Origin of the sequence: Streptomyces sp. NPDC024017 (assembly GCF_040638895.1) — a bacterium.
Taxonomy (GTDB): Bacteria; Actinomycetota; Actinomycetes; order Streptomycetales; family Streptomycetaceae; genus Streptomyces.
Genome location: NZ_JBEZYZ010000001.1, coordinates 711,263 through 730,747, shown reverse-complemented (window position 1 = coordinate 730,747; position 19,485 = coordinate 711,263). Strand labels below are relative to the sequence as shown.

At 71.1% G+C, this 19,485-nt stretch carries 16 protein-coding genes; 11 read left to right on the top strand and 5 right to left on the bottom strand.

From position 1 onward, the window contains the following. Nucleotides 1-65: 65 nt before the first annotated feature. Both AB0G20_RS03330 and rbsD read left to right on the top strand, forming a co-directional pair. The gene (locus tag AB0G20_RS03330) at nucleotides 66-968 is read left to right on the top strand and encodes a ribokinase (RefSeq protein ID WP_361295014.1); all 903 of its coding nucleotides are present in this window, start codon (nucleotides 66-68) and stop codon (nucleotides 966-968) included. After that, nucleotides 965-1,354 (top strand): D-ribose pyranase, encoded by a 390-nt coding sequence (gene rbsD, locus AB0G20_RS03325; protein ID WP_361295011.1) that lies wholly within the window; start codon nucleotides 965-967, stop codon nucleotides 1,352-1,354. Before AB0G20_RS03330 ends, rbsD begins: the two co-directional genes overlap by 4 nt. 220 nt (nucleotides 1,355-1,574) lie before the next feature. Here the strand turns inward: rbsD and AB0G20_RS03320 are convergent, their stop codons facing one another. Continuing rightward, nucleotides 1,575-2,105, bottom strand: coding sequence for a GNAT family N-acetyltransferase (locus AB0G20_RS03320; RefSeq protein WP_361295008.1), 531 nt, complete (start codon nucleotides 2,103-2,105; stop codon nucleotides 1,575-1,577). A gap of 78 nt (nucleotides 2,106-2,183) precedes the next feature. Next, on the bottom strand, nucleotides 2,184-2,354 hold the full coding sequence (locus AB0G20_RS03315) for a hypothetical protein (RefSeq protein ID WP_157851227.1): 171 nt from the start codon (nucleotides 2,352-2,354) through the stop codon (nucleotides 2,184-2,186). Between the two features lie 508 nt (nucleotides 2,355-2,862). Between AB0G20_RS03315 and AB0G20_RS03310 the strand changes: the two genes are divergently transcribed. Then, complete coding sequence (locus AB0G20_RS03310) at nucleotides 2,863-5,142, top strand: ATP-dependent RecD-like DNA helicase (RefSeq protein WP_361295005.1); 2,280 nt, start codon at nucleotides 2,863-2,865, stop codon at nucleotides 5,140-5,142. 179 nt (nucleotides 5,143-5,321) lie between these two features. Continuing rightward, on the top strand, nucleotides 5,322-6,611 hold the full coding sequence (locus tag AB0G20_RS03305; RefSeq protein WP_361295002.1) for a citrate synthase: 1,290 nt from the start codon (nucleotides 5,322-5,324) through the stop codon (nucleotides 6,609-6,611). A gap of 618 nt (nucleotides 6,612-7,229) precedes the next feature. On the opposite strand, the gene AB0G20_RS03300 is transcribed toward AB0G20_RS03305, so the two are convergent. Then, nucleotides 7,230-9,467: a heavy metal translocating P-type ATPase gene (locus tag AB0G20_RS03300; protein WP_361294999.1), complete on the bottom strand. Its 2,238-nt coding sequence runs from the start codon at nucleotides 9,465-9,467 to the stop codon at nucleotides 7,230-7,232. Nucleotides 9,468-9,620: 153 nt separating this feature from the next. Continuing rightward, a complete protein-coding gene (locus tag AB0G20_RS03295) occupies nucleotides 9,621-9,860 on the bottom strand; it encodes a heavy-metal-associated domain-containing protein (protein WP_248500392.1) in 240 nt (79 codons plus the stop codon). Between the two features lie 220 nt (nucleotides 9,861-10,080). Between AB0G20_RS03295 and AB0G20_RS03290 the strand changes: the two genes are divergently transcribed. Next, a complete protein-coding gene (locus AB0G20_RS03290; protein WP_361294995.1) occupies nucleotides 10,081-11,124 on the top strand; it encodes a zinc-dependent alcohol dehydrogenase family protein in 1,044 nt (347 codons plus the stop codon). Between the two features lie 64 nt (nucleotides 11,125-11,188). Here AB0G20_RS03290 and AB0G20_RS03285 read toward each other — a convergent pair whose 3' ends face one another. Next, complete coding sequence (locus AB0G20_RS03285; RefSeq protein ID WP_031130605.1) at nucleotides 11,189-11,389, bottom strand: MerR family transcriptional regulator; 201 nt, start codon at nucleotides 11,387-11,389, stop codon at nucleotides 11,189-11,191. 385 nt (nucleotides 11,390-11,774) lie between these two features. On the opposite strand from AB0G20_RS03285, the gene iolC reads away from it, so the two are divergent. From iolC to AB0G20_RS03255, 6 genes are all read left to right on the top strand, one after another. Then, the gene (gene iolC / locus AB0G20_RS03280) at nucleotides 11,775-12,725 is read left to right on the top strand and encodes a 5-dehydro-2-deoxygluconokinase (RefSeq protein ID WP_361294992.1); all 951 of its coding nucleotides are present in this window, start codon (nucleotides 11,775-11,777) and stop codon (nucleotides 12,723-12,725) included. After that, the gene (locus AB0G20_RS03275) at nucleotides 12,722-13,612 is read left to right on the top strand and encodes a deoxyribose-phosphate aldolase (RefSeq protein WP_361294989.1); all 891 of its coding nucleotides are present in this window, start codon (nucleotides 12,722-12,724) and stop codon (nucleotides 13,610-13,612) included. The genes iolC and AB0G20_RS03275 overlap by 4 nt, the downstream gene beginning before the upstream one ends. Nucleotides 13,613-13,622: 10 nt before the next feature. After that, nucleotides 13,623-14,435, top strand: a complete 813-nt coding sequence (gene iolB / locus AB0G20_RS03270; RefSeq protein WP_361294986.1) for a 5-deoxy-glucuronate isomerase — start codon at nucleotides 13,623-13,625, stop codon at nucleotides 14,433-14,435. After that, nucleotides 14,432-16,318: a 3D-(3,5/4)-trihydroxycyclohexane-1,2-dione acylhydrolase (decyclizing) gene (gene iolD / locus AB0G20_RS03265; RefSeq protein ID WP_361294983.1), complete on the top strand. Its 1,887-nt coding sequence runs from the start codon at nucleotides 14,432-14,434 to the stop codon at nucleotides 16,316-16,318. The genes iolB and iolD overlap by 4 nt, the downstream gene beginning before the upstream one ends. Before the next feature lie 14 nt (nucleotides 16,319-16,332). Further along, nucleotides 16,333-17,835: a CoA-acylating methylmalonate-semialdehyde dehydrogenase gene (gene mmsA / locus AB0G20_RS03260; protein ID WP_361294980.1), complete on the top strand. Its 1,503-nt coding sequence runs from the start codon at nucleotides 16,333-16,335 to the stop codon at nucleotides 17,833-17,835. 203 nt (nucleotides 17,836-18,038) lie between these two features. Then, nucleotides 18,039-19,430 (top strand): APC family permease, encoded by a 1,392-nt coding sequence (locus AB0G20_RS03255; RefSeq protein WP_361294977.1) that lies wholly within the window; start codon nucleotides 18,039-18,041, stop codon nucleotides 19,428-19,430. The last annotated feature ends 55 nt before the right edge of the window (nucleotides 19,431-19,485 follow it).

Sequence of the window (19,485 nt, the reverse complement as noted above, 5' to 3'; positions counted from 1 at the left end):
ACGGCGGGCGGTCACACGGCGTGTGGGGACCGCCCGCCCATGTCACTCACGTGGGGAGACAACTCATGTACGACTACGACCTCCTGGTCGTGGGGTCGGCCAACGCCGACCTGGTGATCGGAGTGGAGCGCCGGCCCGGGGCCGGCGAGACCGTGCTCGGCTCCGACCTGGCCGTCCACCCGGGCGGCAAGGGCGCGAACCAGGCGGTCGCCGCCGCCCGGCTCGGCGCCCGTACGGCGCTGCTGGCCCGGGTCGGCGACGACGCGTACGGCCGGCTGCTGCTGGAGTCGCAGCGCACGGCCGGCGTCGACACGGTGGGGGTCCTGGTGGGCGGCGCACCGACTGGGGTCGCGCTGATCACGGTCGACCCGTCCGGGGACAACAGCATCGTCGTCTCGCCCGGCGCCAACGGCCGCCTCACCCCGGAGGACGTCAGGGCTGCCGGGTGCCTCTTCCAGGGCTCGCGGGTGGTGTCGGCGCAGCTGGAGATCCCGCTGGAGACGGTGGTGGAGGTCGTACGGAACCTGGCTCCGGAGAGCCGTTTCGTGCTGAACCCCTCGCCGCCGCGCCCCCTTCCGCAGGAGGTGCTGGCGGCCTGCGACCCGCTGATCGTGAACGAGCACGAGGCGAAGGTGATCCTGGGCGACTCCGCCGTCGGGGACACCCCCGAGGACTGGGCGCGGATCCTCCTCGCCAAGGGCCCGAAGTCGGTGGTGGTGACGCTGGGCGCGGAGGGCGCGCTGGTGGCGTCGGCGGCGGGTGTCTCGCGCGTTCCGGCCGTGAAGGTGCACGCGGTGGACACGACGGGAGCGGGCGACTCCTTCACCGCCGCCCTGGCCTGCCGACTGGGGGCGGGCGAGTCCCTGGCCCGGGCGGCGGCGTACGCGGCGCGGGTGGGTGCCGCGACCGTCACGAAGGAGGGTGCGCAGGCGTCCTTCCCGACGGCGGCGGAGGTCGCCGGCTCATGAAGAAGTCCGGAATACTGAACCGTCACCTCGCCGGTGCGCTGGCCGAACTCGGCCACGGCCACGGGGTGCTGGTGTGCGACGCGGGCATGCCCGTCCCCGACGGCCCCCGGGTGGTGGACCTGGCCTTCCGGGCCGGGGTGCCGACGTTCGCCGAGGTGCTGGACGGGCTGCTGGCCGAGCTGGTGGTCGAGGGGGCGACGGCGGCGCAGGAGGTGCGGGGAGCCAATCCGGAGGCGTCGTCGCTGCTGGAGGGGCACTTCCCCGGGCTGGAGCTCGTGTCGCACGAACGCCTCAAGGAGCTGTCCGCGGGGGCCCGGCTCGTCGTCCGCACGGGCGAGGCCCGGCCGTACGCGAACGTCCTGCTGAGGTGCGGCGTCTTCTTCTGACACCCCTGAACGGCTTGTCACGCCTCTGAACGGTTTCGAAGGGGCCCGGTCCGTCGACCGGGCCCCCTCGGCTTTTCCCCTCCCGTCAGGAACCCCCGCGATCCCCCCGGATCCCCCTCCAGAAGTCCTGACGCCTAGTACGACAGCCTTGGGGCCGGAAGGGTTGCACGGCAGGTAAGAAATTCTTGCCGGATTCTTGAGGAGCCCCCGGGCGGCGTGCTCACCGCGGACCGGACCCGGCGCCGAGTCGCCGTCGGCGGGCTGTGAGTACGCGGGTGAGGCCCCCGTCGTCCTCCTCGATGTCGCGCACGTGCTCGAACCCGATCCGCCCGAGCAGGCGCAGCGAGGCCTCGTTCTCCGCGGCGACGGTGGCGTGCACCTCGGTCAGCCCGAGCGTCCCGAAGCCGTACGCCAGGAGCGCCTCGGCGAGCTCCGTCCCGAGTCCGCTTCCCCAGGCCTCGGGGGCCAGGGCGTAGACGATCTCGTGCCCGTCCACCGCGTCGGTCCGCTTGATCTCCGCGTGCCCGACCAGTCGCCCGTCGCGCCGGACCGCCCACACGTCGAACAGGTCCCGCGCGTAGACCTTGCTGAAGATCCGCCCGAACAGGGCCCGGTCGTCCGCCTCGGGAGAGGGCCCGTCGCCCATCCACCGGGACACCCTGACGTCCTGGAACAGGGCGACGAAGCCCTCTTCGTCGTCCGGAGTGTAGGGGTCCAGGAGCAGGCGCGGGGTGTGCAGAGCCGGGGGCATGGAACGGACGCTAGTCAGGCCGAATGCAGGGCGGCAATCGGCTTTCCCGCCGCACGGTGTCCGCTCCGGCCGGTGCCCTCAGCGCCGCAGGCTGTAGCTCACCATCGACGCCCCCACCACCGACCCGAACGCCGGCAGCAGGAACTGCGCGAAGGCCTCCCAGCCCCATACGATCCCCGCGCACGCCGCCGTGATGTTGATGGCCAGGGACATGATCCACAGGGCGACGCTCTGGGCCTGGGGTGACATCGTTCCTCGTCGTCATTCGGGGCCGGGGAGAGGGGAATGGGCGGAGCGGAAGGCGGGGCGGAATCAGCCCGGTTCCGGGCTGGGGCGGGGGTGGAATTCCGGCACGGGTTCCTGATTCGGCGCGGAAGGCCCCGGCGCCACGATCGAGTGGTTCCCGGAAATCGCCGGAGAGGTCACGAGCAGCGTCAACGTGCCGACGGCGCACAGGCCGACGAGAAGCGTGCCGGCGGTGTGCGCGCACCGAGGGGCACTGGGGCCTGGGGGACGCATCGGCATCACGGTCACTCCGGAATCGAGTCCGCCCCCTTTTCGATGAACCCCTGAATTCTTCCACGGGAAGGAATCACAAAAGGGGCGACGGGGATGCTTGAACTGTAAAGTTTCGGGTCCCCTTGTGAATCCGGCGTGAAAGGTGAACGCCGGGCCGCATACTGATCGGTCGCTTTGTGCGAGGGCCACCGGAGTTCGTCCCCACCGCACTGTCGTACCCGGGCGGTACCGTCGGATCATGACCGATCAGGCGGGGGCCGATCAGGCGGGCGAGCGGCGACTGGCCACACTGGAGGGCGTACTCGAGCGCATCACGTACGCCAACGAGGAGAACGGCTACACGGTCGCCCGGGTCGACACCGGCAGAGGCGCCGGCGACCTGCTCACGGTCGTGGGCGCGCTCCTCGGCGCGCAGGTCGGCGAGTCCCTGCGCATGGAGGGCCGCTGGGGCTCCCACCCGCAATACGGCAAGCAGTTCCACGTAGAGAACTACACGACCGTCCTCCCGGCCACCGTCCAGGGCATCCGCCGCTACCTCGGCTCCGGACTGGTCAAGGGAATCGGCCCGGTCTTCGCCGACCGGATCACCCAGCACTTCGGCGTGGACACCCTCAAGATCATCGAGGAGGAGCCCAAGCGGCTCATCGAGGTCCCCGGGCTCGGCCCCAAGCGGACCAGGAAGATCGCCGACGCCTGGGAGGAGCAGAAGGCCATCAAGGAGGTCATGCTCTTCCTCCAGACCGTCGAGGTGTCCACGTCCATCGCGGTGCGCATCTACAAGAAGTACGGCGACGCCTCCATCTCGGTCGTGAAGAACCAGCCGTACCGGCTCGCCTCCGACGTCTGGGGCATCGGCTTCCTCACCGCCGACAAGATCGCCCAGTCCGTCGGCATCCCGCACGACAGCCCCGAGCGCGTCAAGGCCGGATTGCAGTACGCGCTGTCCCAGTCCACCGACCAGGGCCACTGCTTCCTCCCGGAGGAGCAGCTGATCAAGGACGCGGTCAAGCTCCTCCAGGTCGACACCGGCCTGGTCATCGAATGCCTGGCCGAGCTGGCCGAACCCCCTCAGGACGGCGAGGACCCCGGCGTCGTGCGGGAGAAGGTGCCGGGTCCCGACGGCGGGGAGCCCGTCACCGCGATCTACCTCGTCCCCTTCCACCGCGCCGAACTCTCCCTCGCCGCCCAGCTGCTGCGCCTCCTGCGCACCGACGAGGACCGGATGCCGGGCTTCCGGACCGTGGCCTGGGACAAGGCGCTGAGCTGGCTGAAGGGGCGCACGGGCACCGATCTCGCCCCGGAGCAGGAGGCCGCCGTCAAGCTGGCGCTGACCGAGAAGGTCGCCGTCCTCACCGGCGGGCCGGGCTGCGGCAAGTCCTTCACGGTCCGTTCGATCGTGGAGCTGGCCCGCGCCAGGAAGGCGAAGGTCGTGCTCGCCGCCCCCACGGGCCGGGCCGCCAAACGCCTGTCCGAGCTCACCGGCGCCGAGGCCTCCACCGTCCACCGCCTGCTGGAGCTCAAGCCCGGCGGTGACGCGGCCTACGACCGGGACCGCCCGCTGGACGCCGACCTGGTCGTGGTCGACGAGGCCTCCATGCTGGACCTGCTCCTCGCCAACAAGCTGGTGAAGGCGGTCCCGCCGGGCGCGCATCTGCTCTTCGTCGGGGACGTCGACCAACTGCCCAGCGTCGGCGCGGGCGAGGTCCTCCGGGACCTCCTGGCCGACGGCGGCCCGATCCCCGCGGTCCGTCTCACCCGGGTCTTCCGGCAGGCCCAGCAGTCGGGCGTGGTGACCAACGCGCACCGGATCAACGCCGGCCAACACCCGGTCACGGACGGCATGAAGGACTTCTTCCTCTTCGTCGAGGACGACACCGAGGCCGCCGGCCGGCTCACCGTCGACGTGGCGGCCCGTCGCATTCCGGCCAAGTTCGGGCTGGACCCCCGCCGGGACGTCCAGGTCCTCGCCCCCATGCACCGCGGCCCGGCCGGCGCGGGCACCCTCAACGGCCTGCTGCAACAGGCCGTCACCCCGGGCCGCCCCGACCTGCCCGAGAAGAGATTCGGCGGACGGGTGTTCCGCGTCGGAGACAAGGTCACCCAGATTCGCAACAATTACGAGAAGGGCAGGAACGGTGTCTTCAACGGCACCGTCGGTGTGGTCACCTCGCTCGACCCGGTCGACCAGCGCCTGACGGTGCTCACCGACGAGGACGAGGAGGTGCCGTACGAGTTCGACGAGCTCGACGAGCTGGCCCACGCGTACGCCGTGACGATCCACCGGTCCCAGGGCAGCGAGTACCCGGCGGTCGTCATCCCGGTCACCATGGGCGCCTGGATGATGCTCCAGCGGAACCTCCTCTACACGGCCGTCACGCGGGCCAAGCAGCTGGTCGTCCTCGTCGGTTCGCGCAAGGCGATCGGCCAGGCGGTGCGCACCGTTTCGGCGGGCCGGCGGTGCACGGCACTCGACTTCCGGCTCGGTTCAGCAAAAAATGATCGATCAAACGAGTCGTGAAGGTCACAAGACACTTCCAGAAGGGGAACTGAGGGGGCAGGATGAGCAAGTTGGCGGCACTCAGTGCCGTCGATAGGCCCGATGGTCGACCCCGAGTGCACTCTCCTGAGCCAAGTGGGGGATGGTAGAGACAGTCAGGGCAACCTCGAAGATGAGGCACAACGTCGGTGAGGGAAGACGTGAGCGACAACTCTGTAGTACTGCGGTACGGCGACGGCGAGTACACCTACCCGGTGATCGACAGCACCGTCGGTGACAAGGGCTTCGACATCGGAAAGCTCCGCGCCCAGACCGGTCTGGTGACGCTGGACAGCGGTTACGGCAACACCGCCGCGTACAAATCCGCTGTCACGTACCTGGACGGCGAAGCGGGCATCCTGCGGTATCGCGGCTACCCGATCGAGCAGCTGGCCGAGCGCTCCACCTTCCTGGAGGTCGCCTACCTGCTGATCAACGGCGAGCTGCCGACGGTCGACGAGCTCTCGACGTTCAAGAACGACATCACGCAGCACACCCTGCTGCACGAGGACGTCAAGAACTTCTACAAGGGCTTCCCGCGCGACGCCCACCCGATGGCCATGCTGTCCTCGGTGGTCTCGGCGCTGTCCACGTTCTACCAGGACAGCCACAACCCGTTCGACGAGCGCCAGCGCAACCTCTCCACGATCCGCCTGCTCGCCAAGCTTCCGACGATCGCCGCGTACGCGTACAAGAAGTCGATCGGTCACCCGTTCGTCTACCCGCGCAACGACCTCGGCTACGTCGAGAACTTCCTCCGCATGACCTTCTCGGTCCCGGCGCAGGAGTACGAGCTGGACCCGACCGTGGTCTCCGCGCTCGACAAGCTGCTGATCCTGCACGCGGACCACGAGCAGAACTGCTCGACGTCCACGGTCCGCCTGGTCGGCTCCTCGCAGGCGAACATGTTCGCCTCGATCTCCGCCGGTATCAACGCCCTGTGGGGCCCGCTGCACGGCGGCGCCAACCAGTCGGTGCTGGAGATGCTGGAGGGCATCCGCGACTCCGGCGGCGACGTCGACTCCTTCATCCGCAAGGTGAAGAACAAGGAGGACGGCGTCCGCCTGATGGGCTTCGGCCACCGGGTCTACAAGAACTTCGACCCGCGCGCCAAGATCATCAAGGCCGCCGCGCACGACGTGCTGTCCGCGCTCGGCAAGTCCGACGAGCTGCTGGACATCGCGCTGAAGCTGGAGGAGCACGCGCTCTCCGACGACTACTTCGTCGAGCGCAGCCTCTACCCGAACGTCGACTTCTACACCGGCCTGATCTACCGGGCCATGGGCTTCCCGACCGAGATGTTCACGGTCCTGTTCGCCCTCGGCCGGCTGCCGGGCTGGATCGCCCAGTGGCACGAGATGATCAAGGAGCCCGGCTCCCGCATCGGCCGCCCGCGCCAGATCTACACGGGCGTGGTCGAGCGCGACTTCGTTCCCGTCGAGGAGCGCTGAGGCGCAAGCCCGCTTCGGCCCCCGTATCCGCTTGCCGGGTGCGGGGGCTTTCGCGTGCGCTCTCGCGTGCTCTCTTACATGATTTCTTACGCAATGAAGAAGGCGCCCCGGCGCCGGTCCCCCCACGGGCCGACGACCAGGGCGCCTTCCCAGTCCCGGTACGGATTCCCCCCACGGGATCCGGCCGGGCGTCTGTGAGGACAGCGCCTGAAACCGCTGTTGAGCAGAACGAGCAAAACTCGCCGCACTGCTGTGGTGTGCGATCTGCCGGGACACGCCCGGGAGGGCCGCTCAAAGCTTCCCGGTGTGCGTGCCCCGGCAACGCATCTCTGGAGAAGTCCCCCAAGACATCTCCAGATGCCAGGTTGCGCCCCCCAAGACGCTCCCTGACATCGTCAACTTAGACCTTCGAACCCCTTCGATGGTTACGTTCACATCACTGTGATCTGCGTCTCTTGCGTATGTCCGTTAGATGCGCAAGAACCCGGATATGCCGTCCGGAGACCCAAGCGTAAGGAAGATGCGCGAGCCTTGTGAAGAGCTTATGTGAGCCGGGCCCGGGACTCCAGAGGGGCTCAAATCGCGTTCGCCGTGAACTTAGGGGGAATTCGGGGGACTTCACCGGAATGTCCGCAGTCGCAGACTGTTCGTGACGACGAAGACCGACGAGAAGGCCATCGCCGCCCCGGCGATCATCGGGTTCAGCAGGCCCGCCGCGGCCAGCGGCAGCGCGGCCACGTTGTAGCCGAAGGCCCACACGAGATTGCCCTTGATCGTGGCCAGTGTCCGGCGGGACAGCCGGATCGCGTCCGCGGCCACCCGCAGATCGCCGCGGACCAGGGTCAGATCGCCCGCCTCGATCGCCGCGTCCGTGCCGGTGCCCATGGCCAGGCCCAGATCGGCGGCGGCGAGCGCGGCCGCGTCGTTGACGCCGTCGCCCACCATGGCCACGACCCGCCCCTCGGCCTGCAGCCGCCGCACCGCGTCGACCTTGTCCTCGGGCAGCACCTCGGCCACCACCTTCTCGATCCCCACGGCTGCCGCCACCGTCTCGGCCACCGCGCGGTTGTCCCCGGTCAGCAGCACCGGTGTGAGCCCCAGGGCACGCAGTTCGCGCACGGCCTCGGCGCTGGTCTCCTTGACCGCGTCCGCCACGGTCAGAACGGCCCGCGCCGTCCCGTCCCAGCCGGCCACGACGGCCGTACGTCCGGCCCGCTCGGCCTCGTCCCGCGCGCGGGCCAGCTCCGGCGGCACGTCGTCGAAGAGCCGCCCCACGGCGACGTCACGGCCCTCCACGCGCCCCCGCACGCCCCGCCCGGGGACGTTCTCGAACCCTTCGACCTCCGGGAGCCGCCCCGCGCTCTCCTCGGCGCCCAGCGCGATCGCACGGGCGACGGGATGCTCGGAGGCGTGCTCGACGGCGCCCGCGAGCCGCAGCACCTCCTTCTCGTCGGTGCCCCCGGCGACGTGGACCTCCTGGAGGGTCATCCGGCCCGTCGTGACCGTGCCGGTCTTGTCCAGGACGACCGTGTCGACCCGGCGCGTGGACTCCAGGACCTCCGGGCCCTTGATGAGGATGCCGAGCTGGGCGCCGCGGCCCGTGCCGACCATCAGCGCGGTCGGGGTGGCCAGGCCCAGCGCGCACGGGCAGGCGATGATCAGTACCGCGACGGCCGCGGTGAACGCGGCGACACTGTCGCCGGTCAGCCCGAGCCACACCCCGGCCGTGGCGACGGCGATCAGCAGCACCACCGGCACGAAGATCCCGGAGATCCGGTCGGCGAGCCGCTGCACCTCGGCCTTGCCGTTCTGCGCGTCCTCCACCAGCTTCGCCATCCGTGCGAGCTGGGTGTCCTCGCCGACCCGGGTGGCCTCGACGACCAGCCGGCCGCCCGCGTTGACCGTGGCGCCGGTGACCGGGTCCCCGGCGGTCACGTCCACCGGCACCGACTCGCCGGTCAGCATCGAGGCGTCCACCGCGGAGGCGCCCTCGACGACCGTGCCGTCGGTGGCGATCTTCTCGCCGGGCCGTACGACGAACCGGTCGCCGACGGCCAGGCGCTGCGCCGGGATCCGCACCTCGCGCCCGTCCCGCAGTACGGCCACGTCCTTGGCGCCCAGCTCCATCAGCGCCCTGAGTGCCGCCCCCGCACGGCGCTTGGACCGGGCCTCCAGGTAGCGGCCCAGCAGAATGAAGGCGGTGACCCCGGAAGCGACCTCCAGGTAGATCGAGGAGGCGCCGTCCCCGCGCGAGACCGTGAGCTCGAAGGGGTGCCGCATGCCCGGCATGCCCGCGTCGCCGAGGAACAGTGCCCACAGGGACCAGCCGAACGCGGCCAGGGTGCCGAGGGAGACCAGTGTGTCCATGGTGGCGGCGCCGTGCCGGGCGTTCGTCCAGGCGGCCCGGTGGAAGGGCAGCCCGCCCCAGACGACGACCGGTGCGGCGAGGGTGAGCGAGAGCCACTGCCAGTTGTCGAACTGCAGGCCGGGGACCATCGCCAGCAGGACGACAGGCACCGCGAGGACGGCGGAGGCGGCCAGACGCCGGCGCAGGGCCGACAGCTCGGGGTCCTCCTCGGCGGCGGCGGCCTCCTCCCGCGGGGGCGCGGGTTCCTCGGCGGTGTACCCGGTCTTCACCACCGTGGCGATCAGATCGGCGATCTCGGTGCCCTCGGGGTAGGCGATCCGGGCCTTCTCCGTCGCGTAGTTCACCGTGGCCGTGACGCCGTCCATGCGGTTGAGCTTCTTCTCGACGCGGGCCGCGCAGGAGGCGCAGGTCATCCCGCCGATGAGCAGCTCGACCTCGGCGAGGGCCGGCTCGTGGTCGGCCGGTGCCTGGGTGGTGGTGCTGGTCATGTCCTCGACTCCAGGAGATGCGGGGCGCCCGGGAAGCGGAACGGGCCGTACGGGCCGGGGCGGCGGCCGTACGGCCCGTACACGAGTACGAGTGCCAGGTCTGGTGTGTCTCAGGCCTGGCGGGTCGTCCGGACTTTCGCGCCCGGGGGGTTCTCAGGCGCGGCCGGCCAGTTCGAAGCCGGCCTCGTCGACGGCGGCGCGTACGGCCTCGTCGTCGAGCGGGGCCGCGGAGACGACGGTGACCTCGCCGGTCTTGGCGACGGCGGTCACCGAGCTCACGCCGGAGATCTGGGAGATCTCGCCGGAGACTGCGCCCTCGCAGTGTCCGCAGCTCATGCCGCTCACCTTGAAGACGGTGGTGACGGGGCCCGTGGTGTCGGTCTGGGCGGTCATGTCGTTACTCCTCGTCGAGGCGTGTGGGGCTATGGGGTCCTCTGAGGGATCCGCACACCCAACTGTACCCCTAGGGGGTATCAGCTCACGACGTCCCCACCAGGGGCCGCACAGGGCGCAGGAGGCGCTAGCGTTCCCCGAGGTGCCGACGCGAGGGCGCGAGGGCACCCAGCACCCCCGGGGGGTCCGGGCACGGCAGGAACGAAAGGCGGGTGGGTCCATGCGGGCCGTGGTGTTCGAGCGGTACGGGGAAGCGGCAGAGGTGCGGGACGTCGCGGACCCGGAGCCCGCGGAGCACGGCGTCGTCGTGCGGGTCGAGGCCACCGGGCTGTGCCGCAGCGACTGGCACGGCTGGCAGGGCCACGACCCGGACATCGCCCTGCCGCACGTGCCCGGGCACGAACTCGCCGGGGTCGTCGAGGCGGTGGGCGCCCGGGTGACCCGGTGGCGGCCGGGCGACCGGGTCACCGTGCCGTTCATCTGCGCCTGCGGCACCTGCCCGTCCTGCGCGGCGGGCGACCACCAGGTGTGCGAGCGCCAGACCCAGCCCGGCTTCACCCACTGGGGCTCCTTCGCCCAGTACGTGGCGCTGGACCACGCCGATGTGAACCTCGTGGCGCTGCCCGAGGAGTTGTCCTGTGCGACGGCGGCCTCGCTCGGCTGCCGGTTCGCCACGGCGTACCGGGCGGTGGTGCAGCAGGGCCGGGTCGCGGCGGGGGAGTGGGTCGCGGTGCACGGCTGCGGCGGGGTCGGGCTCTCGGCCGTGATGATCGCCGCCGCGTCGGGCGCCCGGGTCGTGGCCGTCGACGTGTCGCCCGGTGCCCTGGACCTGGCGCGGACGTTCGGGGCGGCGCGGTGTGTCGACGCGGCGGCCGTGCCGGACACCGCGGCCGCGGTCCGCGAACTGACGGGCGGCGGTGCCCACCTCTCCCTCGACGCTCTGGGCTCGGCCGGCACATGTGCCGCCTCCGTGAACGGCCTGCGCCGCCGTGGCCGGCACGTCCAGGTCGGCCTGCTGCCCTCGCCGACCGGCACGACGCCCGTACCGATGGCCCGCGCGATCGCCCTGGAGCTCGAACTCCTCGGCAGCCACGGCATGGCCGCGCACAGCTACCCGCCGATGCTGGAGCTGGTCCGCAGCGGTGTGCTGCGCCCCGACTTGCTGGTGACGTCGACGATCGCGCTGGAGGAGGTCCCGTCCGCGCTGGCGGCGATGGGGACGGCGCCGGGGGTGGGAGCGACGGTCATCGAGCCGTGGAGCTGACGCACCGGCCGATGACGGTGCCCCACGCGAGGGTGGGGCACGAGGCCGAGCCCGGGAGGTGGGGTCAGTCGGCTCTTCGGCCCCGGTTGCCGGGCCGGGAGGCGACCCAGGCCCGGACCGTGTCGGCGTACCAGTAGGGCTTGCCGCTCTCGACATGGTCGGGCGGGGGCAGCAGCCCGTGCTTGCGGTAGGACCGCACGGTGTCCGGCTGCACCCGGATGTGCGCCGCGATCTCCTTGTAGGACCAGAGCCTTCGGTCGGTCATGACGTGCACCTCCCCGCGCGCACCACGGCGGCGGCCGTGGACGGCCGTCCAGGGGGAGCCGGGCGCTGCGCTGGCGATCAACAAGCCTGTGCCCGGTCAACGACGCCCGGGGGACACGGGGCAGGGCCTGTGGGCCGGGTGTGACGGAAGACCCGCGTGAACGCGACATGTGTGACAGAGAGCGGGCGTTTGTGACACACCCGGGGCAAAGGCGCGCGCCGAAGTGTCGGCGGGGCGCCTTGACGCGGCACCCGGGCCCGGCCGGCAGCCGGCCGGAGAGCGGAAAGCGCTGTCATGATCTGGTCCGAATGTCCGGACAAAACATTGACAGGGCTTCGAGAGGGGGCTACAAAACCGGGGAGAGCCGAGCATCGAGGGGACATTGATGGCGTACGACCTGATCACCATGGGGCGGATCGGAGTGGATCTGTATCCGCTCCAGACCGGCGTCCCGCTGCCGCAGGTCACGTCCTTCGGCAAGTTCCTCGGCGGCTCGGCGAGCAACGTCGCGGTCGCCGCGGCCCGCCTGGGACGGCGGACGGCGGTGATCACCCGCACCGGCGACGACCCCTTCGGCACCTACCTCCACGAGGCACTGAGGGACTTCGGCGTGGACGACCGCTGGGTCACCCCGGTCCCCGGCCTGCCCACCCCGGTCACCTTCTGCGAGGTCTTCCCGCCGGACGACTTCCCGCTGTACTTCTACCGGCAGCCCAAGGCCCCCGACCTGGAGATCGACGCCCACGAACTCGACCTCGACGCCATCCGCGACGCCCGGGTCTTCTGGGTCACGGGCACGGGCCTGAGCGAGGAACCCAGCCGGACGGCGACCCTCGCGGCCCTCGCCCACCGCGCCAAGGCCGGCACGACGGTGTTCGACCTCGACTGGCGCCCGATGTTCTGGACGGACCCGGACGCGGCCCGCCCCTTCTACGAGGAGGCCCTGCGCCACACCACCGTCGCGGTCGGCAACCTCGACGAGGTGGAGGTCGCCACGGGCGTGCGCGAACCCCACGCCGCCGCCCGCGCCCTCCTGGACGCCGGGGTCGAACTGGCCGTAGTCAAGCAGGGCCCCAAGGGCGTCCTCGCGGTCGACAGCGCCGGCGAGAGCGCCGAGGTCCCGCCGCTGCCGGTGAACGTCCTGAACGGCCTCGGTGCCGGCGACGCCTTCGGCGGCTCCCTGGTCCACGGTCTGCTCTCCGGCTGGGACCTGGAGAAGAACATGCGGCACGCCAACGCCGCCGGTGCCATCGTCGCCTCCCGCCTTGAGTGCTCCTCCGCGATGCCCACGCCGGACGAGATCGAGGCCGCCGTCACCGCAGGGGCCGTCCGGTGACCGTCGACATCTCCGAACTCGTCCGCCTGCGCAGCCGCCGCCCGGAGGCGATCGCCGAGGCCGCGGCCCGCCGCCCCCGCCGTCCGCTGCTGAACTCGAGCGGTCGCCTGATGATCGTCGCCGCCGACCACCCGGCCCGCGGCGCCCTCGGCGCCGGCGGCCGCAGCATGGCCATGGCCAACCGCGCCGACCTCCTCGAACGCCTCTGCCTGGCCCTGTCCCGGCCGGGCGTGGACGGCGTCCTCGCCACCGCCGACATCCTCGACGACCTGCTCCTGCTCGGCGCCCTCGACGGCAAGGTCGTCCTGGGCTCGATGAACCGCGGCGGCCTCCAGGGCGCCAGCTTCGAACTCGACGACCGCTTCACCGGCCACCGTCCCGAGGACATCGAGCGCCTCAATTTCGACGCGGGCAAGCTGCTCCTGCGCATCGACTACGACGACCCCGGCTCGCTGACCACACTGGAGTCCACCGCCCGGGCCGTCGACGCCATGGCCGCCCGGAAACTCCCCGTCTTCGTCGAGCCGTTCATCAGCCGTCGCGACGAGCAGGGCCGGCTCCGCAACGACCTCTCCGCGGAGGCCGTGACCAAGTCGATCGCGATCGCCTCGGGCCTCGGCGGCAGTTCCGCCTACACCTGGCTGAAGGTCCCCGTCACCGACAACCCCGACGACATGGCCGAGGTCATGGCGACCTCCACGCTGCCCGCCGTGCTGCTCGGCGGCGAGGTGGGCGGCTCCGCCGAGGAACAAGCCGGGGCGTACGAGAAGTGGCGCGGCGCGCTCCAACTGCCCACCGTGTGCGGGCTGGTCGTGGGGCGTTCGTTGCTCTACCCGGCGGACGGCGACGTGGCCGCCGCCGTGGACACCGCCGTCGGACTGCTGTGAGGGCCGTGCCGTGACCAGTGAGCTGTACGTCCCCAAGGGCACCACCGCCGACGTGAACTACGTCCTGGACATCGACCCCAAGCGGGCCGGCTGGACGCACAGCAGCCTGCGGATCGTGGAGCTGGCACCGGGCGGCACCCACACCTTCACCACCGGGGACAGCGAGTGGATCGTGCTGCCCCTGCACGGCGCGTGCACCGTGCGCGCCGAGGACGAAGAGTTCCACCTCTCGGGCAGGGAGAGCGTGTTCGCGTCGGTCACCGACTTCGCGTACGCGCCCCGTGACGCCCGGGTCCAGATCGCCTCCGGCGCGGGAGGCCGCTTTGCTTTGGCAGGAGCGAAGTGCGAGCGACAACTCCCCGCCCGCTACGGCCCCGCGCCGGAGGTCCCCGTCGAAGACCGCGGCAGCGGCGGCTGCCTGCGCCGCGTCCGCAACTTCGCCTCGGCCGACGCCTTCGACTGCGACAAGCTCATCGCGGTCGAGGTGATCACACCCGGCGGCAACTGGTCCTCGTACCCGCCGCACAAGCACGACGAGCACCGGCCCGGCGAGGAGTCGGAGCTGGAGGAGATCTACTACTTCGAGATCGACGGCCCGAACGGTTTCGGCTACCAGCGCGTATTCCCCTCGCGTGAGGGCGGCTCCGACGTCCTCACCGAGGTCCGCTCCGGCGACGCCGTCCTCGTCCCCGACGGATGGCACGGCCCGTCGATCGCCCAGCCCGGCCACGACATGTACTACCTGAACGTCATGGCGGGCCCGGGTGACACGAGGGAGTGGCGGATCTGCTTCCACCCGGACCATACGGAGGGGTACCGATGACCGTGCAGACGACCAGGCTGACGGTGGCCCAGGCCCTCGTCCGCTTCCTCGCCGCCCAGTACACCGAACGCGACGGCGTCCGGCAGCGGCTCATCGGCGCCACCTGGGGCATCTTCGGCCACGGCAACGTCGCCGGCATCGGCCAGGCGCTCGTGGAGCACGCCGAGGAGATGCCGTACCACCAGGGCCGCAACGAACAGGCCATGGTGCACGCGGCGGTCGGCTACGCCCGCCAGTCGGGCCGCCTGTCCACCCAGGCGGTGACGACCTCCATCGGCCCCGGCGCCACCAACCTCGTCACCGGTGCCGCCCTCGCGACCATCAACCACCTTCCGGTGCTGCTCCTGCCCGGCGACGTCTTCGCCACCCGCCCCGCCGACCCGGTCCTCCAGCAGCTCGAAGTGCCGTACGCGGGCGATGTGTCGGTCAACGACTGCCTGCGCCCGGTGTCGAAGTACTTCGACCGGATCACCCGCCCCGAGGCCCTGATCCCGTCGGCGCTCAGCGCGATGCGGGTGCTCACCGACCCCGTCGAGACCGGCGCCGTCACCCTCGCCCTGCCCCAGGACGTGCAGGCGGAGGCGTACGACTGGCCCGAGGAGTTCTTCGCCGAGCGCGTCTGGGCCGTACGGCGTCCCGGCGCCGACTCGGCCGAACTCGCCGGGGCCGTGCGGACGATCCGGGCGGCCGAGCGGCCCCTGGTCATCGCGGGCGGCGGCGTCCACCACAGCCGTGCCGAGGAGGCCCTCGCCGAGTTCGCCGACATCACCGGCATCCCGGTCGCCTCCACCCAGGCCGGCAAGGGCTCCCTGCGCCACGACCACCCCCAGGACGTCGGAGGCATCGGCCACACGGGAACGGCCACGGCCGACGAACTGGCCCGCACCGCCGACCTGGTGATCGGCGTCGGCACCCGCTACACCGACTTCACCACCGCCTCCGGCACCCTGTTCAGCAACCCGGACGTCCGGTTCCTCAACCTCAACATCGCCTCCTTCGACGGTCACAAGCTCGGCGGAAGGCCCCTGGTCGCGGACGCCCGCACCGGCCTGGAGGAGCTGACCGAGAGGCTGAAGATGCACGACCACCGGGTCGCGCCGTCCTACGCCACCGAGTACACCGAGGACAAGGAGCGCTGGGAGCAGCGCGTCGACGCCTGCTACGAGGTGGACGAACCGGACACCCGCCCGACCCAGCCCCAGGTCCTCGGCGCCCTGGACGAGATCGCCGACGAGTCGGACATCCTGATCAACGCCGCCGGCTCCCTCCCCGGCGACCTGCACAAACTGTGGCGGACGCGGTCGCCCGACCAGTACCACCTGGAGTACGGCTACTCCTGCATGGGCTACGAGATCCCGGCCGCCATCGGCGTGAAGCTGGCCGCTCCCGACCGGCCCGTGTGGGCGCTGGTCGGCGACGGCACGTATCTGATGATGCCGACGGAGCTCGTGACGGCCGTGCAGGAAGGCATCGCGATCAAGGTCCTGATCATCCAGAACCACGGCTACGCGTCCATCGGCGGCCTGTCGGAGTCGGTGGGCGGCGAGCGGTTCGGCACCGCCTACCGCTACCCGGCCGAGGACGGCTCGTACACGGGGCCGCCGCTGCCCGTGGACCTCGCCGCCAACGCGGCCAGCCTCGGCATGCGCGTCCTGCGCGCGAAGACCGTCCGGGACCTGCGGGAGGCCCTCGCCGAGGCCCGGGCGGCCGACACTCCCACATGTGTCTACGTAGAGACCCAAACGGCAGACACAGTGTCGGGCGCGCCTCCCGCGCAGGCCTGGTGGGATGTACCCGTGGCCGAGACCGCGACACGGCCGTCCGCGGTCAAGGCACGAGAGCTGTACGAACGGCACGTCTCCACCCGACGCCGCCATCTGTGAAGGAGTTCCCGGCCATGACGAAGATCGTCAACCACTGGATCGGCGGCAAGACCGTCGAAGGCGCCTCGGGCACGTACGGGCCGGTGACCAACCCGGCGACCGGCGAGGTGACGACGAAGGTCGCGTTCGCCTCGGTCGACGAGGTGGACGCGGCGGTGGCCGCCGCCAAGGAGGCCTACCTGACCTGGGGCCAGTCCTCGCTGGCCCAGCGCACCTCGATCCTGTTCAAGTTCCGCGCGCTGCTCGACGCCAACCGGGACGCCATCGCGGAGCTGATCACCGCCGAGCACGGCAAGGTGCACAGCGACGCCCTCGGCGAGGTCGCCCGCGGCCTGGAGATCGTCGACCTGGCCTGCGGCATCAGCGTGCAGCTGAAGGGCGAGCTGTCCACGCAAGTCGCCAGCCGCGTCGACGTGTCCTCGATCCGCCAGCCGCTGGGCGTCGTCGCGGGCATCACGCCGTTCAACTTCCCGGCGATGGTGCCGATGTGGATGTTCCCCCTCGCCATCGCCTGCGGCAACACCTTCGTGCTGAAGCCGTCCGAGAAGGACCCCTCGGCGTCCCTCAAGATCGCCGAGCTGCTCGCCGAGGCGGGCCTGCCGGACGGCGTCTTCAACGTCGTCCACGGCGACAAGGTGGCCGTCGACCGCCTCCTGGAGCACCCGGACGTCAAGGCCGTCTCCTTCGTCGGCTCGACCCCGATCGCCCGCTACATCCACACCACCGCCTCCGCGAACGGCAAGCGCGTCCAGGCGCTCGGCGGTGCCAAGAACCACATGCTGGTCCTCCCCGACGCCGACCTCGACGCGGCCGCCGACGCCGCCGTGTCGGCCGCCTACGGCTCCGCCGGCGAGCGCTGCATGGCCATCTCCGCGGTCGTCGCGGTCGGCGCGATCGGCGACGAACTGGTGGAGAAGATCCGCGAGCGCGCCGAGAAGATCAAGATCGGCCCCGGTGACGACCCGGCGTCCGAGATGGGCCCGCTCATCACCAAGGTCCACCGCGACAAGGTGGCCTCCTACGTCGAGGGCGCGGCGGCCGAGGGCTGCGAGGTCGTCCTGGACGGCACCGGCTACTCCGTGGACGGCTTCGAGGACGGCCACTGGATCGGCATCTCGCTGCTCGACAAGGTGCCCACGTCCGCCAAGGCCTACCAGGACGAGATCTTCGGCCCGGTCCTGTGCGTGCTGCGCACGGAGACCTACGAGGAGGCCCTGGACCTCGTCAACGCCTCGCCGTTCGGCAACGGCACCGCGATCTTCACCCGGGACGGCGGCGCGGCCCGCCGCTTCCAGCTGGAGGTCGAGGCCGGCATGGTCGGCGTGAACGTCCCGATCCCGGTCCCCGTCGGCTACCACTCCTTCGGCGGCTGGAAGGACTCGCTCTTCGGCGACCACCACATCTACGGCAACGACGGCACGCACTTCTACACCCGCGGCAAGGTCGTCACCACCCGCTGGCCGGACCCGGCCGACGCCCCGGCGGGCGTGGACCTGGGCTTCCCGCGCAACCACTGAGGCATCCACCGCGAGTTTTTTCCGGGGGCTCCCTGCGAGAACCGCAGGGAGCCCCCGCCCTGTTCCTCTTGGCCTCCGGTTCCTAAAACAGCAGTGAAAGCGTGATTCTGCTGCGGATTTCGTAGCCAAACAGCCATTGACGTGCTGCTTTCGTCGGGGTGTGATGCTGCGCAGTTCACCGCCGAGCCGATGGGAACCGCCGCATGACCGACACGCTCCGCCCTGTCGAGACCGCCGTCGCGCAGGGCCCGGACAGTCATCCCGGGAAGCTCAAGCGCTCCATCGGAGTCGTCGGCGGCACCCTCCTCACCCTCTCCTGCGTGACCCCCGCCTCGACGCTGTTCGTGGTGGTGCCCGACCTGTTCGGCACGCTCGGCACCGCCACCGCCCTCACCATCGCCGTCGGCTCGCTGCTCTGCGTCGCGGTGGCGTTCTGCTACTCGGAGCTCGGCACCCTCATCCCCAGCGCCGGCGGCGAGTACGCCATGGTCTCCACGATGGCCGGACGGCTCGCGGGCTGGCTGGTGTTCGTCCTGTCCCTGCTGGTCGTGATGATCGTGCCGCCGGTCATCGCGATGGGCACGGCCGACTACCTCGCCCCGCTCGCGCACCTCGACCCGTCCTGGACGGGCGCCTCGGTCATGCTGCTCGCCACCCTCGCCGGCCTGCTCGACCTGCGCGCCAACGCCTGGATCACCGGCGTCTTCCTGGTCCTGGAGGTCATCGCGGCGGCCGTGGTGGCGGTCCTGGGCTTCACCCACGCGGAACGCGGACCGGGCAGCCTGGTCTCGATGCGAGTGGCCGGCCCGGACGGCGCCCCGGACACCGTCACGGCCCTCCTCGTGGTCTCCGGCCTCGCGATCGCCCTGTTCGTCACCCAGGGCTTCTCCACCGCGGTCTACCTCTCCGAGGAGCTGGAGAACCCGCGCCGCTCGGTGGCCCGTACGGTGCTCGCCACGCTCGCCATCTCCACCGTGATCATCCTGGTCCCGGTCGCCGCCATCACCCTGGGCGCCCCGGACCTCGCCGCCCTGACCGGCGGGGACATCTCCGCCATGGTCACCGCCTGGTCCGACTCGGCCGTCGGCACGTTCGTCAGCCTCTGCGTGGCACTCGCGATCATCAACGCCGGGATCGTCATGGTCATCCAGAACTCCCGCGTCCTGTTCGCGTCGGCCCGCGACAAGGCATGGCCGGAGCCGGTCAACACCCTCTTCTCCCGCCTCGGCCGCTTCGGCTCCCCCTGGGTCTCCACCCTCGCGGTGGGCGTCCCCGGCGCGGCCCTGTGCTTCGTGAACCTCGACACCCTCTACGGCGTCACGGGCGTCTCGGTGACGGGCATGTACCTGCTCGTCGCGATCGCCGCGCTGCTGTCCCGGCGCGGAGCCCACCGGCACACCCCGGCCTGGCGCATGCCGCTGTGGCCGGCGGCCCCGCTCCTCCTGATCGTGGTCCTGCTTTACATCCTGATCCAGCAGGACCCGGCCTACCTGCTGTGGACCGGGGGCATCACGGCAGCGGCCACCGTCTACTGGGCCCTGTACCTCCGCCCCCGCAGGCAGACGCGGTGGCTGGTGTCCGTGCCGGAGGAGTAGGGCCGGCTCCTTCGACGCGCCGGGAGCCACATGCCCCAAGGGGCGCGGGGAACTG

Bases quoted from the DNA above. Each gene is read 5' to 3' on its own strand.
- AB0G20_RS03255 (WP_361294977.1), top strand. From the start codon at position 18,039: ATGACCGACACGCTCCGCCCTGTCGAGACCGCCGTCGCGCAGGGCCCG.
- iolC (WP_361294992.1), top strand. From the start codon at position 11,775: ATGGCGTACGACCTGATCACCATGGGGCGGATCGGAGTGGATCTGTAT.
- iolD (WP_361294983.1), top strand. From the start codon at position 14,432: ATGACCGTGCAGACGACCAGGCTGACGGTGGCCCAGGCCCTCGTCCGC.
- AB0G20_RS03310 (WP_361295005.1), top strand. From the start codon at position 2,863: ATGACCGATCAGGCGGGGGCCGATCAGGCGGGCGAGCGGCGACTGGCC.
- AB0G20_RS03315 (WP_157851227.1), bottom strand. From the start codon at position 2,354: ATGTCACCCCAGGCCCAGAGCGTCGCCCTGTGGATCATGTCCCTGGCC.
- mmsA (WP_361294980.1), top strand. From the start codon at position 16,333: ATGACGAAGATCGTCAACCACTGGATCGGCGGCAAGACCGTCGAAGGC.
- AB0G20_RS03295 (WP_248500392.1), bottom strand. From the start codon at position 9,860: ATGACCGCCCAGACCGACACCACGGGCCCCGTCACCACCGTCTTCAAG.
- AB0G20_RS03300 (WP_361294999.1), bottom strand. From the start codon at position 9,467: ATGACCAGCACCACCACCCAGGCACCGGCCGACCACGAGCCGGCCCTC.
- AB0G20_RS03320 (WP_361295008.1), bottom strand. From the start codon at position 2,105: ATGCCCCCGGCTCTGCACACCCCGCGCCTGCTCCTGGACCCCTACACT.
- AB0G20_RS03285 (WP_031130605.1), bottom strand. From the start codon at position 11,389: ATGACCGACCGAAGGCTCTGGTCCTACAAGGAGATCGCGGCGCACATC.
- AB0G20_RS03330 (WP_361295014.1), top strand. From the start codon at position 66: ATGTACGACTACGACCTCCTGGTCGTGGGGTCGGCCAACGCCGACCTG.
- rbsD (WP_361295011.1), top strand. From the start codon at position 965: ATGAAGAAGTCCGGAATACTGAACCGTCACCTCGCCGGTGCGCTGGCC.
- AB0G20_RS03290 (WP_361294995.1), top strand. From the start codon at position 10,081: ATGCGGGCCGTGGTGTTCGAGCGGTACGGGGAAGCGGCAGAGGTGCGG.